General features: G+C 41.3%; 13 protein-coding genes. All 13 read right to left on the bottom strand.

Going from position 1 to position 19988, the window contains the following annotated elements; genetic code table 11:
• Positions 1-7: 7 nt before the first annotated feature.
• The gene (locus tag DWW23_RS19125; protein WP_122355130.1) at positions 8-1171 is read right to left on the bottom strand and encodes a DUF4998 domain-containing protein; all 1164 of its coding nucleotides are present in this window, start codon (positions 1169-1171) and stop codon (positions 8-10) included.
• A gap of 22 nt (positions 1172-1193) precedes the next feature.
• The gene (locus DWW23_RS19130; RefSeq protein ID WP_122355132.1) at positions 1194-2387 is read right to left on the bottom strand and encodes a DUF5000 domain-containing lipoprotein; all 1194 of its coding nucleotides are present in this window, start codon (positions 2385-2387) and stop codon (positions 1194-1196) included.
• Between the two features lie 29 nt (positions 2388-2416).
• Entirely contained in the window at positions 2417-4339 is a 1923-nt protein-coding gene (locus tag DWW23_RS19135; protein WP_122355134.1) for a RagB/SusD family nutrient uptake outer membrane protein, read from the bottom strand.
• Between the two features lie 12 nt (positions 4340-4351).
• Positions 4352-7810 (bottom strand): TonB-dependent receptor, encoded by a 3459-nt coding sequence (locus DWW23_RS19140; protein ID WP_233564391.1) that lies wholly within the window; start codon positions 7808-7810, stop codon positions 4352-4354.
• Between the two features lie 129 nt (positions 7811-7939).
• Positions 7940-9139, bottom strand: a complete 1200-nt coding sequence (locus DWW23_RS19145; protein ID WP_122355138.1) for a FecR family protein — start codon at positions 9137-9139, stop codon at positions 7940-7942.
• Between the two features lie 59 nt (positions 9140-9198).
• Positions 9199-9792 (bottom strand): RNA polymerase sigma factor, encoded by a 594-nt coding sequence (locus DWW23_RS19150; RefSeq protein WP_158583212.1) that lies wholly within the window; start codon positions 9790-9792, stop codon positions 9199-9201.
• 407 nt (positions 9793-10199) lie between these two features.
• A complete protein-coding gene (locus DWW23_RS19155) occupies positions 10200-11450 on the bottom strand; it encodes a uroporphyrinogen decarboxylase family protein (RefSeq protein ID WP_122355142.1) in 1251 nt (416 codons plus the stop codon).
• A gap of 29 nt (positions 11451-11479) precedes the next feature.
• Complete coding sequence (locus DWW23_RS19160; protein WP_122355144.1) at positions 11480-12508, bottom strand: L-rhamnose/proton symporter RhaT; 1029 nt, start codon at positions 12506-12508, stop codon at positions 11480-11482.
• 5 nt (positions 12509-12513) lie between these two features.
• Complete coding sequence (locus DWW23_RS19165) at positions 12514-13230, bottom strand: B12-binding domain-containing protein (RefSeq protein ID WP_122355146.1); 717 nt, start codon at positions 13228-13230, stop codon at positions 12514-12516.
• 39 nt (positions 13231-13269) lie between these two features.
• Complete coding sequence (locus tag DWW23_RS19170; RefSeq protein WP_122355148.1) at positions 13270-13593, bottom strand: L-rhamnose mutarotase; 324 nt, start codon at positions 13591-13593, stop codon at positions 13270-13272.
• A 283-nt stretch (positions 13594-13876) separates the two neighbouring features.
• Complete coding sequence (locus DWW23_RS19175; protein ID WP_122355150.1) at positions 13877-16138, bottom strand: GH92 family glycosyl hydrolase; 2262 nt, start codon at positions 16136-16138, stop codon at positions 13877-13879.
• A gap of 7 nt (positions 16139-16145) precedes the next feature.
• The gene (locus DWW23_RS19180; RefSeq protein ID WP_122355152.1) at positions 16146-18137 is read right to left on the bottom strand and encodes a beta-galactosidase trimerization domain-containing protein; all 1992 of its coding nucleotides are present in this window, start codon (positions 18135-18137) and stop codon (positions 16146-16148) included.
• An 83-nt stretch (positions 18138-18220) separates the two neighbouring features.
• Entirely contained in the window at positions 18221-19978 is a 1758-nt protein-coding gene (locus tag DWW23_RS19185; RefSeq protein ID WP_122355154.1) for a RagB/SusD family nutrient uptake outer membrane protein, read from the bottom strand.
• Between the last annotated feature and the right edge of the window lie 10 nt (positions 19979-19988).

The following is a 19988-nucleotide window of genomic DNA, read 5'->3' on the forward strand; positions in this document are numbered from 1 at the left end:
TTTTACATCACTCTGTTCCTAACACATATACCTCTGATATAGAAGCAGACGGAGAACGATGACTTTCCGTAATGACTAACTTCATGTATCGGGCCTTCTTCGTTTCTCCCAATACAATCGTCCTGGCATTCGGATTTTCCGTTTTTTCAAATTCCACTTTTCCGACAATTTCCCAACTATGGTTATCCGTACTGATTTCAATATGAGCGGTCTTCAAATCCGTATTACTCTGCCTTTTAGCGATAGTTACACATTTTACGTTTTTTACCGTATTCATATCAATCGAAATATAATGCGGTAACTGAGCCGTAGTAGCCTCCCATTCACTATGCCAAAACGTTGAAGGATCATTATCTATAATCAAAGCTGCACGACCATTGGCACCTTCACCTGTCGGTTCTTCCGAAGAAAAATCAATTATTTTCCAAACTGTTCTGTCCAATTTCGGATATTCAGGGAAATTATCATCCAAAGAACCATCTCCGACATAATAGGTCGGAAACTTATCGACAGGAGAATCCAGTTCAAACTGATCCAATGCATCTTTTTCAGGTAAAAACATTGTTTTGTAATAGTACTCACCCCCTAATACATAATCGTCAATCACAGTCACAGTCTCCGAAGCCGGAATATCAATTGTTTTCTTCTCCCCGGTTTTATTCGTATAAGTAAATAAAATACCCGAAGAACTTCCGGCATCACCCCAATACAAATTGACTTTATCCGCCAATGCTTCCACTCTCTTAATTTTTCTGGGACTTAAAGTCGATTTATAAATATCCCCGTAAATAGTACCCGGTATTTCATATCCTATAGATAAACTATTATCCATCCCGACATGATACAAATTAAAAATAAACGTACCTTCCGGCATATCATCCAAAATATGAGTGAAATAACCGTCTTTATCTATTAAACCTCTGTCAATTGGGAAACTAATCGAATCCTGTTTATCATTCCAATAAATTTTACCTGAAGTAATACGCGGATCCGTATTTATTTTCCACATAAATTTGATCCGATTGATTCCTCCCATAGCAGTAGCGGAATCCGCTCGCCCGATATAATTTATTTCTCCCCGGTCCAAATATTCCTTAATATTATCATTCATTCCATCGCAGGCAAGCAGGAATAAAAATGAAAAGCAGTATAAAATAATATTTCTATTCATAATTCTTATTTAATTGGATAGTTCATTCTTTTATTTCACCCCAGAAAGAAATTTCCGAAATGTGCATCATATCACCTCCACTCCAGGTCGACTCTACTTCGAACCGGATATAGCGGATAGGGGGAGAATCCAAGGGGAATTCAAATTCAAATCCTTGTGCTGCATATTCTACATCTTCATTAGTTATAGGGCCGTCTTCACCCGAAGGTTTGAAACTATAACAATCCATCATATAATTCCAATCATTTTTAAATCCTCCCTGTACCCAATAACTGTTTTCATGGTTATCAAGCTTTAAACTTGTGGTACCATAAATCTTCCATCTTTTCAAATTATGATGCTTAAATTCATAACCGATTCTAGGCCATAATGTATAACGGCTTAATTTGGCAGTCACTCCCAAATCAATAGTAAAATACATGGGTGTTTTACCTGAACTGGTATGGAATCCCTGGTCACCGACAATGTCGTCAAACATTTTGTTGAATTCCCAACCACCGAGGTTTGTCTCATTATCACCCATCAGAATCTGGCGGTTAAACTTCGACTTATCCAGTTTCATTTCAAAATAAGGAGTAAAGAAACCTTTCAATGTATCTGAATAATTATCCCAACGGTCACGGATCACAGTTGCATATTCACGCTTGGAATCATCAAATCCGTGCAAAGAATATTTGCCTTCAGTCGCACTGGTATAAACAACATCCGCCACATTCAGATCGCCGACAGAATCAGCTGCAAGCACATAAATCGTCAAATCCGATTTATTTTCATTTTTCCATTTCAACTGTACGCCGCCAAATCCTTTTTCCATAGTCATTGACTGAAAAACCAACTCAACCGGAGGTGTTGTCGGATTAATAGTGACTTCTACCGGGTCGGATTGATTGTTACTGCGGTCTACACAGCATAATTTAATTGTTTGTGGATCTGTCGAACCAAACCCTTCTACCACTAATGAATTAGTATACATAGACGAAGTTGTATTTTTTTCCACTCCATTAATTGTATAATAAGCTTTTACACACAGTAGATCATCATCTTGCGGTAAATCATAAGTTATTTCAGCTCCGCCAGGCAAGTTCTCCACCCTAGGATTCCTGATCGACCCGGGAGCAACGTTATCAGTGGCAGGCTGTCCCACAAACTCTTCCTTACAGCCGTTAAACAAAACGACCAACAAGAAGGTAGTAACAATATATAATAAACGTTTCATTCTTGAATCTTTTAAATTTAGTGATCAAATTAATTCGAAGTTCCCCAGCCAAAATTCTGAATAAGATTAGGATTGACATCCAGCGAGTTTTGTTTGATCGGGAAAAGATAATTCTTAATACTGAATTGAGGTTGAGTCAGAACTTTCACTTCATAGTATTCAGTCGTATTTTCACCTTTCACATTCCATCCTGTAATCGGCTTCTTAAATTCACTTTCCGCTTCTTTCCAACGCAGCAGATCCCAATAAGGTTCGCCCTCAAAAGAAAGTTCGATCATGCGTTCACGATGTATAATCTCACGCATGCCTTCTTTTGTATTCACTTTAGATGAATTGGTTGAATACTTAGTCCAACTTTCTTTCACCCCTTCCAGTCCGGCACGTTTCCTTACTTCGTCAATCCAAAAATAAACGTCGTTATCGGGAGTGCTTTTCGACTCATTCAATGCTTCAGCATACATCAGGTAAAGATCGGCCAAACGGATTACTGGAAAAGAATAACGTTTGGAAGTCCAGTTACTCCCATTAATAACACTCTCCACTCCCACCAGTTTCTTGGGAAGATAGCCGGAAGCCGAATATTTCTCAGCAGCTGTCATACCACCAGTCTGTCCTTTTTTCATCTGGGCATAATTCAGTTTCGAATAGTCCTGATCACCAACAACACCATTACCATAAATGATACAACCATCGAAACTTAACGACGCATAAAACCTCGGTTCACGTTTCATATGAAGATTAGCAGTTTCATAACCTTCTTTCAGATAATAACGTTCCTCTTGCGATACAATACCTGTTTTATAACGGTTGGCATAGTCCCATGTTTTATCTTCCTCAATAGGTACACCATGGTTACTATAAAAACGCTCAGCAACCTGGATAGTCGGCGACATCATAGAAATAACAGGGGCAGAAGCCGGGGCATTTTGTAACCTTACGGCAGCCACTTGTTGCAGAAAATTATCATTCTTTGTGGAACCCCATAGAATTTCCTTATTCCATCTTTCCGTAACAGCACCGCGTACATTTAATTTTATACGAGTAGAGTCACTAATCGGATCAAATCCTTGATAATAATAAAGGCCTGCACCATGGCTTTCTGCAAAATCGATCGCTTGCTTTATTGCTTCGGCAGCTACAGTCCACTTTGCAGGATCATAAGATGTTGAAAATAGGCTACGTCCTTTATTATCTTTTATATTCGTATAGAAAGGATTGCCATTAAAAATGGGACTGGCACATAAAATCAAGGCTTTGGCTTTTAATGCCAATGCGGCAGATTTGGTAATTCGTCCCATTTCCTGTGTCTGATTTTGGATATCATCGGGAAGATCTTCCAAACAATCATCCAACAAATCTGCTATGTATTTGACAACATCGTCTACAGGTTCACGATATACGCGTACCTCTTCCGGGGTAGAAGAAACAGGTAGATTTTCATCCACGATTGGAATCGGTCCATACTTTCTCAATAAATAAAAATGATAATAAGCTTTTAAGAATTTGACTTCAGATACCCATCTGACTTTCTCATATTCTTCCAGATCGACCGGTTTGTCTATATTTTCAAGGAAAATATTACAATCACGTATAGCAATAAACAAATTACCGGCACCATTTCCTCCATCCCAGGAGTTTAATAGAGGATCGTTCGAATTCTGACCGTCTCTTGCTAATTTCCAGGCATATAGATTATTACTATTATCAAAATACCACCATCCTTCCGGAGCGATCCAACTTTCATATCCTCCCAATAATGCTTCATTTGCATTAGGATCAACCGGATTAGGCAAGTAAGAATAACAAGTAAACAAATATTTTTCCGCGTTAACCCGATTATTGAACGCATGGTCAATTGTAGGAATATTATCAGGAACCACATCCAGATAATCACTGCATGAACTTAATGTGGTTAAGCTTATAAAGAGCAATAATGCATTAATTATTTTCATATTTTACATGTATTATAAACTAACATTAATACCTAAATTTATAACCCGCTGAACAGGATATCCCAATCCGTTACCTGCCATTTCCGGATCCCACAACTTGAACTTACTGAATGTAAGCAGATTGGTTCCACTGACATAAACACGGATCATTCCTATATGAATCTTACGGGTAATCTCTTTGGGTACAGTATATCCTAACTCAGCTGATTTTAAACGGAGAAATGAACCGTTACGCATGAACCAGGTACTTCTCTGGTTATTATTGTTGACAACATAGTCAGACAAACGAGGCCAAAAAGCATAAGGATCACGATTATCTTCCGACCAATGACTTTTTGCAATTTTATCCAGTAATGCATTTTGAGAAACGACATTACCGTCGTCATCCGTATCAGCAAAAGGAGACAAGTTTTTCGTGTCGATCCAAAACGAAGAGCGGGCAGACCCTTGGAAGAATGCGGACAAATCAAAGTTTTTGTACCCCAGGGAGAAACCGAAACCATAAATAATTTCAGGAGTAGTAGGATAGCCGATAGGTACTTTATCCTGATCGTCAATAATTCCGTCCCGGTTAATGTCCTTATACTTGATATCACCGGCCTTATATTCACCATATTGTTGTACTGGAGAATTTTTTACGTCTTCATCATCGACAAAAAGACGTTCCGCGATCAACCCCCATTGTTGACCGAGACTCTGGCCAATATGTGAACGCCAGGGAGCTTTTGCATAATCTGGTTCTTCATACACCCGAAATTCACTGGTTGCATACGTAAAGTTTCCTCTGACCGAAGCCCAAAGATCTTTATTAAAAGACTCCGAATAGTCTACGGAAATATCTATACCCGAACCGAAGCTTTCTCCGATGTTTGATTGCGGACTGGCCTGAAGTCCCATTGTCGTAGGGATAGAAGAACGGCTCTGTAATATATTTTTTCTGTTTTCACGGAAATAATCAGCCTGAATCTCTAATTTCTCCAATAACCCCAGTTCAATACCATAATTTTGCTTATACGCTTTTTCCCAGGTAATATAAGGATCCTCATAACGGGAAATAGATATACCGTTTAATGAATATCCGAAATCAGTACCGAATGTATATCCCCGGTCGCCATTATCCAAATTCACGTTAGACAGATAAAAGAAACGATCCTTATCCTCACCGATCGCATCATTACCGACAAGCCCGTAAGTTGCTTTTAATTTCAGTTTACTGACAACTTTGCTAAATGGTTCCCAAAACTTTTCATTAGAAATAAGGTAACCAGCTCCCACCGAAGGGAAAAATCCGTAACGTTCAGAAGCTGCGAAACGTTCAGAACCGTTATAACCGAAGTTACCTTCAATAAAATAACGGTTATCGTATCCATAGGTAAGACGTCCTGCCAATCCTACATTTCGATAAGGGAGAGAGAGTTGTAAATCACCGGCATTCCCTTTTAATTCTTCCCGGGTTGTAAATACCAGCAATGCACTTGTCGCATGTTTCTTATTGAATGTCCTGTTATACTGGGCTGCAGCTTCAAAATAGATCGTACTGTTCACCTCTTTTTTCCCTTCAGAATAATCAAGATACTCTTTTCCTTCCTTCTCATTCAATGGCATAAGAACATAGTTGTCATTCTGTTTATCATACATCCCGATCTTATAATAAAATGGCGTATAATAGCGTGATACATCAAAATAGGAATACCGGGATGTGTTAAATAACCCTCTCACAGACAGACCTTCTGTAATAAAACTCAAATCCTGTTTCAACTCCAATTGAGCCAAGACCAGTGTTTTACTATAGTCTTTATAACCTTTCACCATATCGGCATACGGGTTGATATGTTTCGCCCCATCATAATTACCGAACAAAATATGCTGAGAATATTTATTCGCTTTGTCAGCAGGATAATAGGCTGGGAATAAGACAGGATTCGTTCTCATTACCTTATTATACAAACCCGAACCGCCATCTATTGGTCCTGTATAATCATCGAATGTCCCATGTAAACGGACAATCAACTCTGTCGTAGGAGTTACATTTATATTTACATTGGATCGTAGCAGATATTTCTTCAGGTCAATATTACTATTAAAATTATTTCGTTTATCAACCCGAAGTATACCGTTATCCTGATTGTAGGATGCAGCTACATAATAACGAGCAACTTTACCGCCCCCGCTAATATTTAAATTAAGCCGTTGATTAGTCGTGAAATTTTTGAACATTGTCTTTTTCCAATCAGTAGCAGGATATACATATGGATTAAGGCCTTTGCCCGTATTTGCTATTTTTTCATTCGAATAAGGCAATATACCCAGCGGATTACGTGTTCTAATAGCCTCATTATGCAATTGCATATAGGTGATCGGATCAGCCAACTCCACTTCACTTGCCGGAGAAGAAAAAGAATTCTCAAAGCGGACGGAAAATTTCGCCTTACCTTCCACACCTTCTTTTGTAGTAACCAATATGACACCATTTGCACCACGTGCTCCATATAATGCCGTAGCATTCGCATCTTTCATAATTGAAAAACTAGCAATATCGTCTGTATTCAAACGTGCCAGATCTTCTGAAGATAATTCAACGCCATCGATCAAAATAAGCGGATTCGCCTTCCCTGTACCGAACGTCGTAACACCACGAACAAAAAAATCGGCATTATCCTGTCCTGGTTCTCCGCTACGTTGATACGAAATAATACCGGACATTCTACCGGCAAGCGCTGTAGTAAGATTACTACTCGGTACTTTCAACTCAGAGGGTTTAACAGTCGTTACCGAAGCTAACACACTTTCTTTTTTCTGTTTAGCGAACGCAACAATAGTAACTTCTTCCAATTCATCGGTCTTTTCTTTTAAAGTTACAAATAACTGTTTTTTATTAGCAACACCCAATTCCTGATCCTGCATTCCCAAATAACTGAATACTAATATATCCGTTTCTTTTACATCGATAGAAAAAGAGCCGTCAATATCAGTTGTTACACCACGCGGTGTACCTTTCACCTGGATGGCCACTCCGGGCAACGGTTCCCCTAAATCATCGACCACTTTACCAGTAATCTTTTTTTGCTGTAGAGTAACCGGAAGATTTGTTTTTATTTCTTCTTTCTTATTTTTTTTCGTAATATAAATTTGCTTGTCTACAATATTGTAAGCATTATCAGTTCCTTCAAACAGTCTATCCAATATTTTATCGACCGTTTGATCTTTTACACTAATTCCAACTCGCTTACCGGCATCAATCACTCCTTCATAATAGAATATAACGAACTCACTGTTCCGTTCAATCTCTCTGAAAACTTCTTTTAGCGTCCTGTTGGTAAGATTCAAGGATATCTGGGTCTTTTGTGAATAGGCCAATTTTACAGAGAATTCCATGGCCCAACAAGATGTCGCAACCAGACATGCGACTACAATACACCATAATCTTCTAAACTCACGTATTCCTACGTTAATTATTCGTTTGTTTTTCATACATTTGTACTGATTTTTGATTTAACTGGAAAGAATTCTGCTAAAATTCTTTCTTTCAAAATTACGGCCGGATAATACCCACTATTATCCGGTTCTGTTTTTTCATTCTTCTTTTACTTCATAATTATATTATTTTTGAGGTTTAACAATAACTGATATATATTCTCTCTCTATTGTAAAATCGATAGGCATCGTCGATCCCAAGCCTGTCAATACTTTTATCATATCTTCATCCAGATTCAAGGAACCGGAACAACGCAAAGAACCTACTGCACCACTATATGTGATCTTTTTACCATAATAATTAGACAATTTATCCAAAACGATTGAAAAGCATTCATTATCAAATGTGTAAAATCCATCCTTCCAGGATATATAATTCTCTACATTCACTTTTTTTATATCAGTAGTACCCTTCTCATAAGTGAGCCGATCAGACGGATCCAACACTGTTTCTATAGAATTATCAGTCCGTACATTCACCTTTCCTGAAACCAGAACAACCGATACTTCCTGATTGGATTCGTACGTCGAAATATTAAATTTCGTCCCTAACACCTGAACATCCATCTTCTTTGATTTAACAATGAACGGTCGTTCCTTATCCGGATAAACTTCCATATAGACTTCACCGTCTACATATATTTCCCGTTGTTTTTCATCGAATGTAACCGGATAGACGACTCGTGTATTTGCATTTACCCAAATTTTTGAACCATCAGCCAACTCTAGGAAAGATCGTTTTGAAGACGGAACGATCAACTGATTGTAAACCGGCTCACTTTTATTATTAGAGTTTGTCTGCGGTTTACGTGACGTGTTCAACTTTTGAGTATTAATATGTAGCTCTCCCTCTTTATTATACTGTAAATGCGAATTATTATCTTCAATAGTAACTTTCTTTTCATCTGCCAAAATTAATTGGATTGTTTCTACCGGACATTCAGGTTTTTGCACTCTTTCAATCGCAGTCAATTCAGGGCTTTTATGATATTTAGCATAATAAAAACTTCCCGTTGCCATTAATAATAGAAATATTGCAGCAACAGAAGAATACCAATATTTACGTAATCGTTTTTTATTATTTGTTTTGGAAATACGCTTCCAAAGAAATTCTTTATCCTCAGAAGAAAAAGTGGATTTACGGTAAGGAACAGAACAAAGAATAACTCTCACATATACAATTTCTTTAGCAAGAACTTCATCTTTATGAGCTTGTTCTTGCCAAAAAGCTTGTGATTCATCAGTCGGATGAAAAAATGACTTCATAAAAAAATCATCTTCCAACAACTGTTCTGCCGAATAACCAGTATAGTCTTTTTCTTTCATTCTCAATTGTACCTAATAGGTTTTCCTATGGAGAATACAATCGAATGAAAATTTTATACTCAGCAAGAATACATTTTTTTGTATAAAATGAAGAAAACAACAAGGACGGGAAAAGACTCCCGTATTTTTTTAATCGAACGTTGTATGGAATTCTGTACCGATTGATAATTCATATCCATTAAAATAGCGATCTCTTCTATCGAAAGTTCTTCCATATAACGATAATAGATTATTTCCCGCTGCCGGTCGGTCAACATACTCAGAACTTTTCGAACTGTTTGTTGTAATTCTTTCTGATTTAATGTAACTGTAACCTGTTCTTCCGCACACGGATCCAGATATTCACCTTCTTCCAGATCGACTTTATCAAAAAACAATTCCCGCTTTAAAAGATTATACAGGTGGTTTTTCAAACAAGTAAATAAATAGAATTTGATATTAACCTCCGTTTTTAAACGTAGTCTATCATTATATAGTTTTACATAAACATCATGGATTGCATCTTTAACCAGAGACTCATTAGAGGTGAACTGAATACCATACCTAAACAAAATATCTGCATAGTTTTTATAGATGAGTTCAAAACTGTCATTATCTCCGTTTCTGAAACTCTTCCAAAGAATATTTTCTGATTTACTGCAATTCATTTCCATATGAGGCATCAAATTTAGGAAAACATTTGAATCCATCAATCCTCTGACTGGATAATAAATAAAAAGAGGCGTGAGGACTGTTGATATATCTAACATTGAGGCCTTCGACTGCCCTGCTCATTGATATAAACAACAGCTCACACCCTTTTATTTTGAATATTTCCATATGCAAAAACATAGGGATATAACAAAAACAAGCATGTGAGCGTTCGCTGTCTACTATCCAAAGAGCATGAAAGTGTCGAAGTTTCAATGTTAGGATAATATCATAAAAACGCTTCTCATAATAAATAAAATCACCTCATAGCTTAAAATGCCAGAGATTGGTTTACAAAAGTAGGAAGAAGCCTTTAGTTCCACAAATTATGAGAAACGTTTTTTCCTATTTAACTTCAGGCTTCTACAATCTAAATATTCCCATTAAATTCTTTTACCGCATCAAACATCGCGATAATATTCTCCGGCGGAACATCCGGTAGTATATTGTGTACGGTATTAAAGACAAAGCCACCTCCAGACGACATGATCTCCAAACGCTCCAGGACTTGTTCACGAACTTGAGCCGGTGTACCGTTATTCAGTGTACCGACGGTTTCTACACCACCACCCCAGAAAGTACAATCCTGTCCGAACTCTTTTTTCAGAAATCCGGGAGACATGTCCATGGCATTTGTTTGCACAGGGTTGAAGACTTCGATCCCTGCCTCGATCATATGGGGCATCAATGAAGAGATAGAACCACAGGAATGGATAAAGGTGTGCATCTGACTATGCGATTTTACATAATCACACAACTGTTTATGACGAGGTTTGAAAAGGGTTTTATAAGTATCAGGATCCATAAACGGACCGGTTGTCATCCCGAGATCATCCCCGAAACGGATAATGTCAACTATATCACCGACCGAAGCACAGACCTTTTCAAGTGTTGCCAGGTGACGTTCCAGTAACTCATCCAATACGCGTTCCACCTGGTCCGGATCACAAAGCAGGTCCATCAGGAAATTATCCATCCGGCGCAGGAAAGTTCCCCATTCAAAAAGATTGCAACCGCAAACGATCATCAACGCCTTATCCGTTGTCTCCCGCAAATGCAAAGCATTTGTTCTCAACTGTTCCCAGAAACCGTCATCGGCAGCATGATCCCAGGGACTGTGCACATAACGCGACCACAGGACACGCCCCATCTCTTCATCCAGGCCGTCATAACTATCAGGATAACCATCCACATAAGGGAAATAGGACTGGTCAAAGAATGTGGCACCTTTCGGCATCATTGCCAACAGGCGTTTACCGTCGGAATCATAACAATGCCAGGAACCGTTGGGTTGTTCTATGGGATTGAACCAGGCGGGATACAGAGCTTTATCGCCATTAGCCAGTATTGTCTCCTGCCAGTCAGACGCGTTCACATTAAACGTACGGCCGATATCGAGGACATCGATACCAAACTGATCGATCAACGACATATCCGGTTGTGCCAATTGCTGTACGACATCGTATATTTGTACCGGTAAGTCGGTCCGTCCCAACTGTTTCAACAAATTGGAATAGGCAATTGCCGAAATACCTGAACTGGGAGTTGCTCCCATATCGACCGGAACACGGTCGGACTCTTTATGAGCTATAGCTGATAAAACACGTTCTCTTGAAGTCATAATTTTCAATTCTCAATTTTTAATTATCCTCACTCTCCTCCACTCATTCCTATAATGAAAGAGGCAGCAACCAATACGACCAGTCCGGCATACATCCATACTTTTGTCTTTGTATCCGCAGCCTTCCATTCACCCCGGTACAATCCCCAAAGGGTAGCAAAAACAATAGTCAGCGACATCAATATTCCCCAAGCCGTAAACGAAAACTCCCCCATCCGGCTTTTCCCCATACCGTAAAAGATAAAGTTGACAAACCAGAGAAAACCCGCCAATCCGCAATACAGGTAGTTGCTTGACACTGCGATATCCTTTGTCTTTACAAAAGCCTTCAGGTTATTATTCTTTTTCGACAGGAACAAACACCAAAGTGCAGTCGCCAGAAAAGAACCACCGAACAACACGAAAAAGACAGGTAACGTCTGAAATAGCGGATCGATTCCCGAAGCGACCAAAGCGGATGAAATACCCGTACCCTGTTCTATACCCAGGGCTTGCGAAGCACCGGTTATTCCGACAAAGAAAACCAGCACCAGTCCTTTTCCGAAATTAAGTTCCGGGTTCGCCTCCGGTCCGGCACCTTTATCTTTCCGGTAACCGGCATATCCACTCAAGGCAATACCGACTGCGGCAATCAGCAAACCGGCTATCAACATAGTCCCTCCGGATTGTTGCAAGAGAATATTCAAACGCCCGTCGATAGCCGGAGGAATGATCGTTCCCAGTATCATCATCAATCCCAGAGAAAGCGAGAAGCCTAACGAAAGGCCCAGATAACGCAGGGAAAGTCCGAAAGTAAGATTACAAATACCGTAGATGATCCCCAGTAAAAAGATCCATCCCAATGTCTGTGCCGGGACACCGGACAGCACATTCATAAAGCCCGGGCAAAAAACATAACATGCCACCAGCGGTACGATCACATAAGCAAACAAACTATATATCAGCCAATAGTTTTCCCACGCCCAGTTACGGGTCTTTCCAAAAGGGATCGAAAAACTTCCCGACGAAAATGCCCCGATGGCTATCAGCCCGATTCCGAATAATAATTCAAATGTCATAACTCTTATTGGTTTTTTCTTCTAATATTCCGATATGCACAAGAGGCGCTGTTACAGGCTACGATTAATTCCAACCAGTTGATATTATCCTGCGGATCACGGGCATAAGCATCCGCCCCGATCCTCTGAGCAAAATCCGCATTTAACGGTGCGCCACCGACAACCACTTTGGTATCGGGATATTTTGCACGGATACTGGCGATCATCGGTTGCATATTGCTCATGGTTGTAGTCAGCAAGGCAGACATGCCGCAAACAGCTCCGGGATGCTCGTCCAATGCCTGGATATATTTCTCGGCCGGCACATCTGTCCCCAGGTCGATCACCTCCCAACCGGAACCTTCCACCATCATGCCCGTCAAGTTCTTGCCGATATCGTGCAAGTCGCCCATAACGGTACCGATAACAAATACACCTTTCCGTTTGATCTCTCCGTTCTGAAAATAGGGTTTCAGATGCTTCATGGCACTGTTCATCGCTTTAGCCGATAACAGCATTTGAGGTACGAATATTTTCCCTTCCGTAAACTTATTGCCGACCCGGTTCATTGCCGGTATCAAGGCGTCATTCAATACGGATTGAGGAGATAAGCCGCTCTCCAATGCTTCCCGGGTCAATTCGTCAGCACCCGGTTGTCCTTTCATTGCCGGTGGATAGGGCGATGCAAGACTGATCTTGCCGAATTCCACGCATTCGCCAAGTTTAATAATGATGTCGTTCATGTTCAATAATATTTAAAGCCTATTCTATTTATACGTTATTCAGTCTGTATGGAAAACCTCTTCCATAGCCGCCCACCATTCTCCGGGAGCACGGTTTTCTACCGGTTGCTGGCAGGGATCGGTGAGCTTCCACCATTCTTGTGTGACCGGATCGGCAGCCATTCGCTGCATATCCTTTTCATAATCATTTCCGATATATTCATAATAGCTGTACAACATTCCGTCTTTGTAATAAATAGAGTAATTGCGGATATTACATTCGCTGATCATAGCCAGCACCGCAGGCCATACAGCTGCATGTAATTGCTTATATTCTTCCAGTTTTTCAGGCTTTACGCCGATAACATTTCCATAACGTTTCATATTCTTCCGTCTATTAGATTAAGTATGAGCAAAAATAGCAGAAGTAAAAGAGTTGAAGTTTTCAATTTGCGTGGTTCTTTTGACTGTTTCCGAGATTTGAACAATACTATTCCTATAAAAGGATTAACTGTAAAAGAGGGAGTGACAGCGTATGACATCATAATGGCACAACAGTGCCACCCTATTGGCATTGTTGTGCCATAGTAGTGACACTGGAGTGCCAATACGGTGGCACTACCTTTAGCATAGGACAAAAGATTCCGTAAGTAGCAGACTTTCCGGTTTACAGCCCTACTTTATCTGTCATCTTAAAACGGAGCGTTCCCCCGTTCAGTAATTCATCGAAAGTAATATATGTCCGGTCGAGTGAACGATCATTCAACCAGACTTTCTCTACATAGATATTTTTATCGGACAGATTCTCGGCTGTTATGACAAATTGCCTGCCTGACGACAGGTTTATCACCGCCCGGTCAAATAAAGGAGCACCCAGTTCGTAACGACCGGATACTGGGTCCATCGGATAAAAACCTAACGAACTGAAAACATACCAGGCACTCATTTGCCCCGTATCTTCATTCCCGCAGATTCCCGTCGGAGTCGTATCATAAAGAGTTGTCAATACCTCATTGACATACTTCTGTGTCTTATGAGGGTACCCAACCTCATTATACATATAAATAGTATGGTGCCCCGGCTCATTGCCATGTGCATATTGACCGATCAGGCCGCTGATATCACCGGATACGGTTTCTCCTTCCAGCGATGAATGCATCGTAAATAAAGAATCCAGGCGAGAAGCCAGCACCTCTTTACCACCCATCAACCCGGCCAGCCCGTCTATATCATGTGGGACAAAGAATGTCCACTGCCAGGCATTCCCTTCGCAATAATCATCCGACCGGTGTTCCGAGCGCAGAGGATAAAAAGGTGTACGCCAAAGACCGTCTTTAGTCTTTCCCCTTGCAAGCAAAGTGACAGGATCGATCACATTCTTATAATTCAGGGAGCGGCCCCGGAACTCTTTACAAATATCGGGATGATTTGTCAGAGAGGCGAATCGGGCAATAGCCCAGTCGTCGAATGCATATTCCAACGTACGGGCTACCGACTCCATTTCCATATCACAGGGCACGTAGCCATATTTCTTATAATTCTCCAACCCGACAAAGTACCCCATCGAATAGCCGCACGTATCTTTCATGGCTGATTCGACCATTGCCAGCATTGCCAGTTCCGTATCAAAGTTCCTGACACCATTCATATAGGCATTAGTTATCAGGGGCATGGAATGGATACCCGTCATCTGGTAAGTCTCAACGCCTGCCAATGTCCAGATAGGTAACTGCCCGGCATATCTGAAATGTTCCAAAGCTGTCCGGATATAATCCTCCATCACGTCAGGACGCAAGACAGCGATCAAAGGACAAGCGGCACGAAACGTATCCCATAATCCGATAACTGCACCATAATAGGCAAAGCCATCCGTCTGATGTACCTGGCTGTCGGAACCACGAAACCGGTTATCCACATCAGAAAAAAGCATCGGATACATCATTACATTGTGTAAGGAGGTGTAAAAAAGTTCTTTCTTTTTCAAATCATTTGTCTCGACTTCTATCTGGCCCAATACCGGCGTCCAGCTCTCTTCCGCTTCTTTTTTCAAGGAATCGAAATCCTTATCCGCCGCTTCTTTCCGGTGATTATCCTCAGCACCCTTCATATCGACTGCAGATATACCTGTTTTAACATCCAGTATCTTTTCCGGATTCTCAAAGGTTAGGATCGCTTTCACATTACGTCCTTTCAGGGCAAAGGTCTCTTCTACACATTCGTTATCCAGGAATAACCGACACTCTTTTATCGGAGAAGAAAATGTCGTATAAAAATAAACATGTTGTTCCGGAGCCCATCCGTTAGTCAACCGGTATCCGCGGACCGTATAATCATCTACTTTTTCAAAAGACGCAGAAAAGACCGTATCCACATCGTGTTCACGCTGGATTGTACAAGCTCCCTGTGAGCCGTATTCCAGATCTATAATAACAGGGACGGAACCTGCAGACTTATATTTATATCGTTGCAGTCCACAACGTAAAGAAGCGGTCAGTTCCACATTCAGATCGCCGTTATAAAGATCAACCGAATAATATCCGGGTTCTGCCCACTCTTTCTCATGGGAAAAATCAGCCTGATAATACTGGGAATATAACTCCGTAAGGCTATCTGTCTTATAGTTCAGGGGAAGAGGCAGAAATAAAATATCCAGAAAGTCGCCACAGCCTCCGCCGCTTTTATGCACATGGCTGAAGCCGATCAGACTCGTATGGTCATAATGATATCCTGAACTGTTCGCATGTGTATCAGCCCCTATCTGTACCATTCCAAACGGGACAGAAGCGACAGGAGTGACACATCCGTTCAGTCCGGTTCCAATAAATTTGTTCACATACTGATTATTAGACTGAGGCTGCTCCGTTTGGCAGGAGAATAACAAGGTAACCAACAGTAGTGAGAATAATCCGTTTTTATTTAATTTATTCATAGTGCATTCATTTTATAATCTCCACAATATCATGTATTTTCAAGTCAGGGACTACAAAAGTAACCTTCCCGTCAACGTAATCGAACCGTAATGACCGTCCATCCGGTTGTAACAATACCTTCTTCGGTCTTTCTTCCGACCGGACTACGACGTTGAAATCTCTTAATTCAGGTATCTCATCAATGCCCTTCACACTCCGGTTTGCATGATCGCCGGATGTATTGACCAATTGGATCAACATACGTCCGTCCTTTTCCGACGGGATCACATGAACCCGGTGAGAACCTTTCACAGAAACCAGAGGTTCAGGGAAGAGGTTGCCGATCAGCTCTGACAGGAAGTCCCTGAATACAGGAGAAGTCGTTGAAAGATAAGATTCGCCGATATTCATATAAACACCGGCAACTTTGCCTTTACCGTATTTATGAATCGTTGCGGCACTACCTGATGGGAAACGGAAATCATTCGTCTGATACAGCTGGGCAAGTTCTTCAGTTCCCTGCTCACAACGAACCTCCCGGAATTTACCTTGTATATCGACAAAACGGTTATCAAACCCCAGGCAGGATGTCCCTCTTTCACCGACTCCCTGCACACCTAATATATCGTCAAAAAGAACGGTCGCCTCCGAACCTATAACGAGTAGATTTCCTCCTTTTTTCACATATTCCTTCAACCTGGAGATCATTTCCGGTTCCATAACCTCCCACTCGGGAACAACAATGACCGGATATTCTTCCATCCTTTTTTCCATGTGGTGGGTCATTAAAACCTCAACAGCCTGCTGACCGTCCAGAAGAGCATTCATAATACCTCTAATCCCATTCACACCAAAAGGTCTGTAAATATCATTCACCTTTTGTTTCCAACCTGCCGTAGAATAGAACAAGGCGATTTGCGGGATAGGTTTTATTCCTTTACAATAGTCTCTTCTCGGCAAGACAAAATCAGCAACTTCCCGCATAATATCAAATGATGCGGGTTGAAAAGACATATCCTCGTTTTGCCTGAAATACATCTGGCAACCGCCCCCCAGACTGATTACGGCTGCCGCCTCCTGACAGAGCTGTAAGGCTGTTTTAGGAACCGAATGACGGACAAAACTCCATGCCATCAGGTCGTAAGGCAATCCTTGTCCGGCTAAACAACGGGCATTCCAGTTGGCAGTGTTCAAGGCATCATCCGGATCATAATCGCCGGAGAGGAAGTCCAGTTTTATTCCGACCGGAACCGGTTCCGGCATCAAGGCACTAAAAGCCCAATTCGAGCATAACTGGAATTGCGGAGCTACTTTTTTCAATTCTGCCGTATAATGGTCTATATAAGCTATAAATTTCTTCCGGTTGAATTCCAGCAGTATCTTGTAGTTCGGGTCTTCCGGCACACTCGGCATATAACTCAAGCCAGTCACCTGTTTAAATTCCTCCTGAGCCTTCGGGTGGTAATCAGGATAAACCGCCCAGCTTTCTCCGTCGATCCATACACCATCCACTTTATATTTCAATGCCAGTTCCTTGAGCTGGGGGATCAATAAGCGGTCGGCATAATTACCCCAAAAGCTGGTATTTTGTCCATCCGGTTTACCGTCCGGTGCTCTTCTACCCTCTTCCGGATACAACCGTACATAGTTTATATCCATTACTCCTGAATGATGTACATACAATGCCACATTTCTTTTGAAGGTAACCTCCCGGATCAAAGCCAGAGGATCTTTATCATATCCGTCAGCCTGTTGTCCAACCACCGTCGGATAAGAAGAGACTCCCGGATGCCCTTTGCTATCCACCTGAATATAGTCAGGCCGCACGGCCTTTAACATGGAGTCGATCATTCCTTCGGTCAATGTTTTCCCCAGATGTTCATCCGTTAACTGGGAGTGACGGTCGAAATGAACACCCCAAAATGATTCAGAACGTGTTTTTATCTTATCCTGTGCGTTGAGCGGTAGAGTCAACGTTACAAAAATCAAGACATATATTATATTTTGCAGACTTCTCATGTTCTTTTATTTGATTAAAACAGACAATAAAAGGGCATCCGGGAACAGCAATTCCCGGTATGCCCTCATATACTCTATAAATTTTAATAACCCGGATTCTCCGGAGCCAGGTTCGGATTATTGGATATCCTACCCGGAGTAATCGGGAAATAATAGTGTTCTTCCTTAAATACGGAAGGTACACCCCCCATCGCATTTTCGTTCATTTCAATCCTGAACTTCCCGGTTTTCACATCATAGAATGTATAAATACCGGAGAAATTACGGGTTATGGCATCAACTGCCGTGTGCCAACGTCTCAAATCCCACCAGCGCTGGTCTTCAAAGGCAAGTTCCACTTTTCTTTCATGGCGGATCGCATCACGGGTTATATTCGTCAGCAAAGCGATACCAGCTCTTCCCCTTATCTGGTTTACAGCATCCAAAGCTTCAGAACTCTTACCTAACTCAAATGCTGCTTCCGCGTAGTTCAACAGAATCTCCCCGTAGCGGAAAACGATAAAGTCGACTTTTGTCTTGCCGGCATCTACCGGCACCAAACCGTCATCCAAATATTTTTTGACATTGAATCCGGTAATTGCTCCTCCAGCATATCCCGCAGCAGAGTAAGAACGCCCCTGAGCAGGTTTTCCCTGATAAAAGCCTGTTGTAACCTTGGTCCCGTTTTCCGTGATAATACCGCCCCAGTTCTCTACGGCTTCTCCTTTCCAGATAGTTCCTTCATAATAAACGGAAGCAAAGAAACGGGGATCTTTATTCTTAAAGAATTCATTCAAATCCCAGGGCTGACTCAGAGCCAAGACCCTGTCGAAAGTTCCCGGCGTTCCATCTATATTCTCAAAAGACTCTACCATTTCCAGATAAACGGACGTATTACTACCTCCCCATCCGGGACAGAACTGGAACGGAGACATGAACAAATCATAGTTGCTACCCACTTGTTCGCCTGTCAACTGTTTAGAGAATATTACTTCCACATTATTCTCATCCAGGAACAACTTTCTGAAATTCTCTGCCTTATCATTAGGTAACTGATTATATAACGCAAAAACATTCGAGTCGATAATCTCTTTGGATGCCTCGTAAGAGGCTTTCCAGAAACGTTCTGCCTCATTCGCCGGAATACCTACCAGGCCATCGATCTGAACTTTACCCCAGGTTGCAATACTGGCAGCATACATGGCAGCCCTGCTCTTCAATGCCAGTGCAGCATATTTAGTCGGATAACCGACCTCATCGCTACTATAACTCTCCGGCAGATCTTTTGCGATCTCATCCATTTCATTTATAATGAAATCATAAACATCGATCTCTTTATCCCTGGAAACCAGCAATTCTTCCATCGGAGCATCTATCGCCTGTGCCTTTGTAATAACAGGAATGCCACCGTACCTTTTTACCATGAAGAAATAGGTAATCGCCCTGGCAAAACGGATCTTACCGGACAACACTTTCTTTTCCGGTTCCGATACGGCTGCGGATGTCTCTATCTTTTCAAGAAATTCATTCGTTTTACGAATGGTTCCATAACGCCATTGCTCCAATAAACCGCCATCTTTATTCAGAAAACCGGCTTTCCATGTTGAATACAGAGGATGCCAGTCCCGCCCTTGACGTCCTTCGTCTGATAATCCGGAAGTAGGGTCTACCTCTTCATAACCGGAACCGTCACGGATCAGAAAATCCAATTCACTGTAGACTCCGCTGATGTATGAATTTATCAAAGCCTTATCGTTCCATACAGCCTCCTCGGATATGATATCCAACGGTGCCTTATCCATTATATCGCAGGAAAAACTTCCACAAAAAAGTAATAAGTAGATAAAATATTTTGCTTTCATAACCGTACTA

This window comes from Parabacteroides sp. AF14-59 (assembly GCF_003479515.1).
Classification (GTDB): Bacteria; Bacteroidota; Bacteroidia; order Bacteroidales; family Tannerellaceae; genus Parabacteroides; species Parabacteroides faecis.

Coding starts and splice junctions, on each gene's coding strand:
- DWW23_RS19125 (WP_122355130.1), bottom strand. CDS start 1,171: ATGAATAGAAATATTATTTTATACTGCTTTTCATTTTTATTCCTGCTT.
- DWW23_RS19130 (WP_122355132.1), bottom strand. CDS start 2,387: ATGAAACGTTTATTATATATTGTTACTACCTTCTTGTTGGTCGTTTTG.
- DWW23_RS19135 (WP_122355134.1), bottom strand. CDS start 4,339: ATGAAAATAATTAATGCATTATTGCTCTTTATAAGCTTAACCACATTA.
- DWW23_RS19140 (WP_233564391.1), bottom strand. CDS start 7,810: ATGAAAAACAAACGAATAATTAACGTAGGAATACGTGAGTTTAGAAGA.
- DWW23_RS19145 (WP_122355138.1), bottom strand. CDS start 9,139: ATGAAAGAAAAAGACTATACTGGTTATTCGGCAGAACAGTTGTTGGAA.
- DWW23_RS19150 (WP_158583212.1), bottom strand. CDS start 9,792: ATGGAAATGAATTGCAGTAAATCAGAAAATATTCTTTGGAAGAGTTTC.
- DWW23_RS19155 (WP_122355142.1), bottom strand. CDS start 11,450: ATGACTTCAAGAGAACGTGTTTTATCAGCTATAGCTCATAAAGAGTCC.
- DWW23_RS19160 (WP_122355144.1), bottom strand. CDS start 12,508: ATGACATTTGAATTATTATTCGGAATCGGGCTGATAGCCATCGGGGCA.
- DWW23_RS19165 (WP_122355146.1), bottom strand. CDS start 13,230: ATGAACGACATCATTATTAAACTTGGCGAATGCGTGGAATTCGGCAAG.
- DWW23_RS19170 (WP_122355148.1), bottom strand. CDS start 13,593: ATGAAACGTTATGGAAATGTTATCGGCGTAAAGCCTGAAAAACTGGAA.
- DWW23_RS19175 (WP_122355150.1), bottom strand. CDS start 16,138: ATGAATAAATTAAATAAAAACGGATTATTCTCACTACTGTTGGTTACC.
- DWW23_RS19180 (WP_122355152.1), bottom strand. CDS start 18,137: ATGAGAAGTCTGCAAAATATAATATATGTCTTGATTTTTGTAACGTTG.
- DWW23_RS19185 (WP_122355154.1), bottom strand. CDS start 19,978: ATGAAAGCAAAATATTTTATCTACTTATTACTTTTTTGTGGAAGTTTT.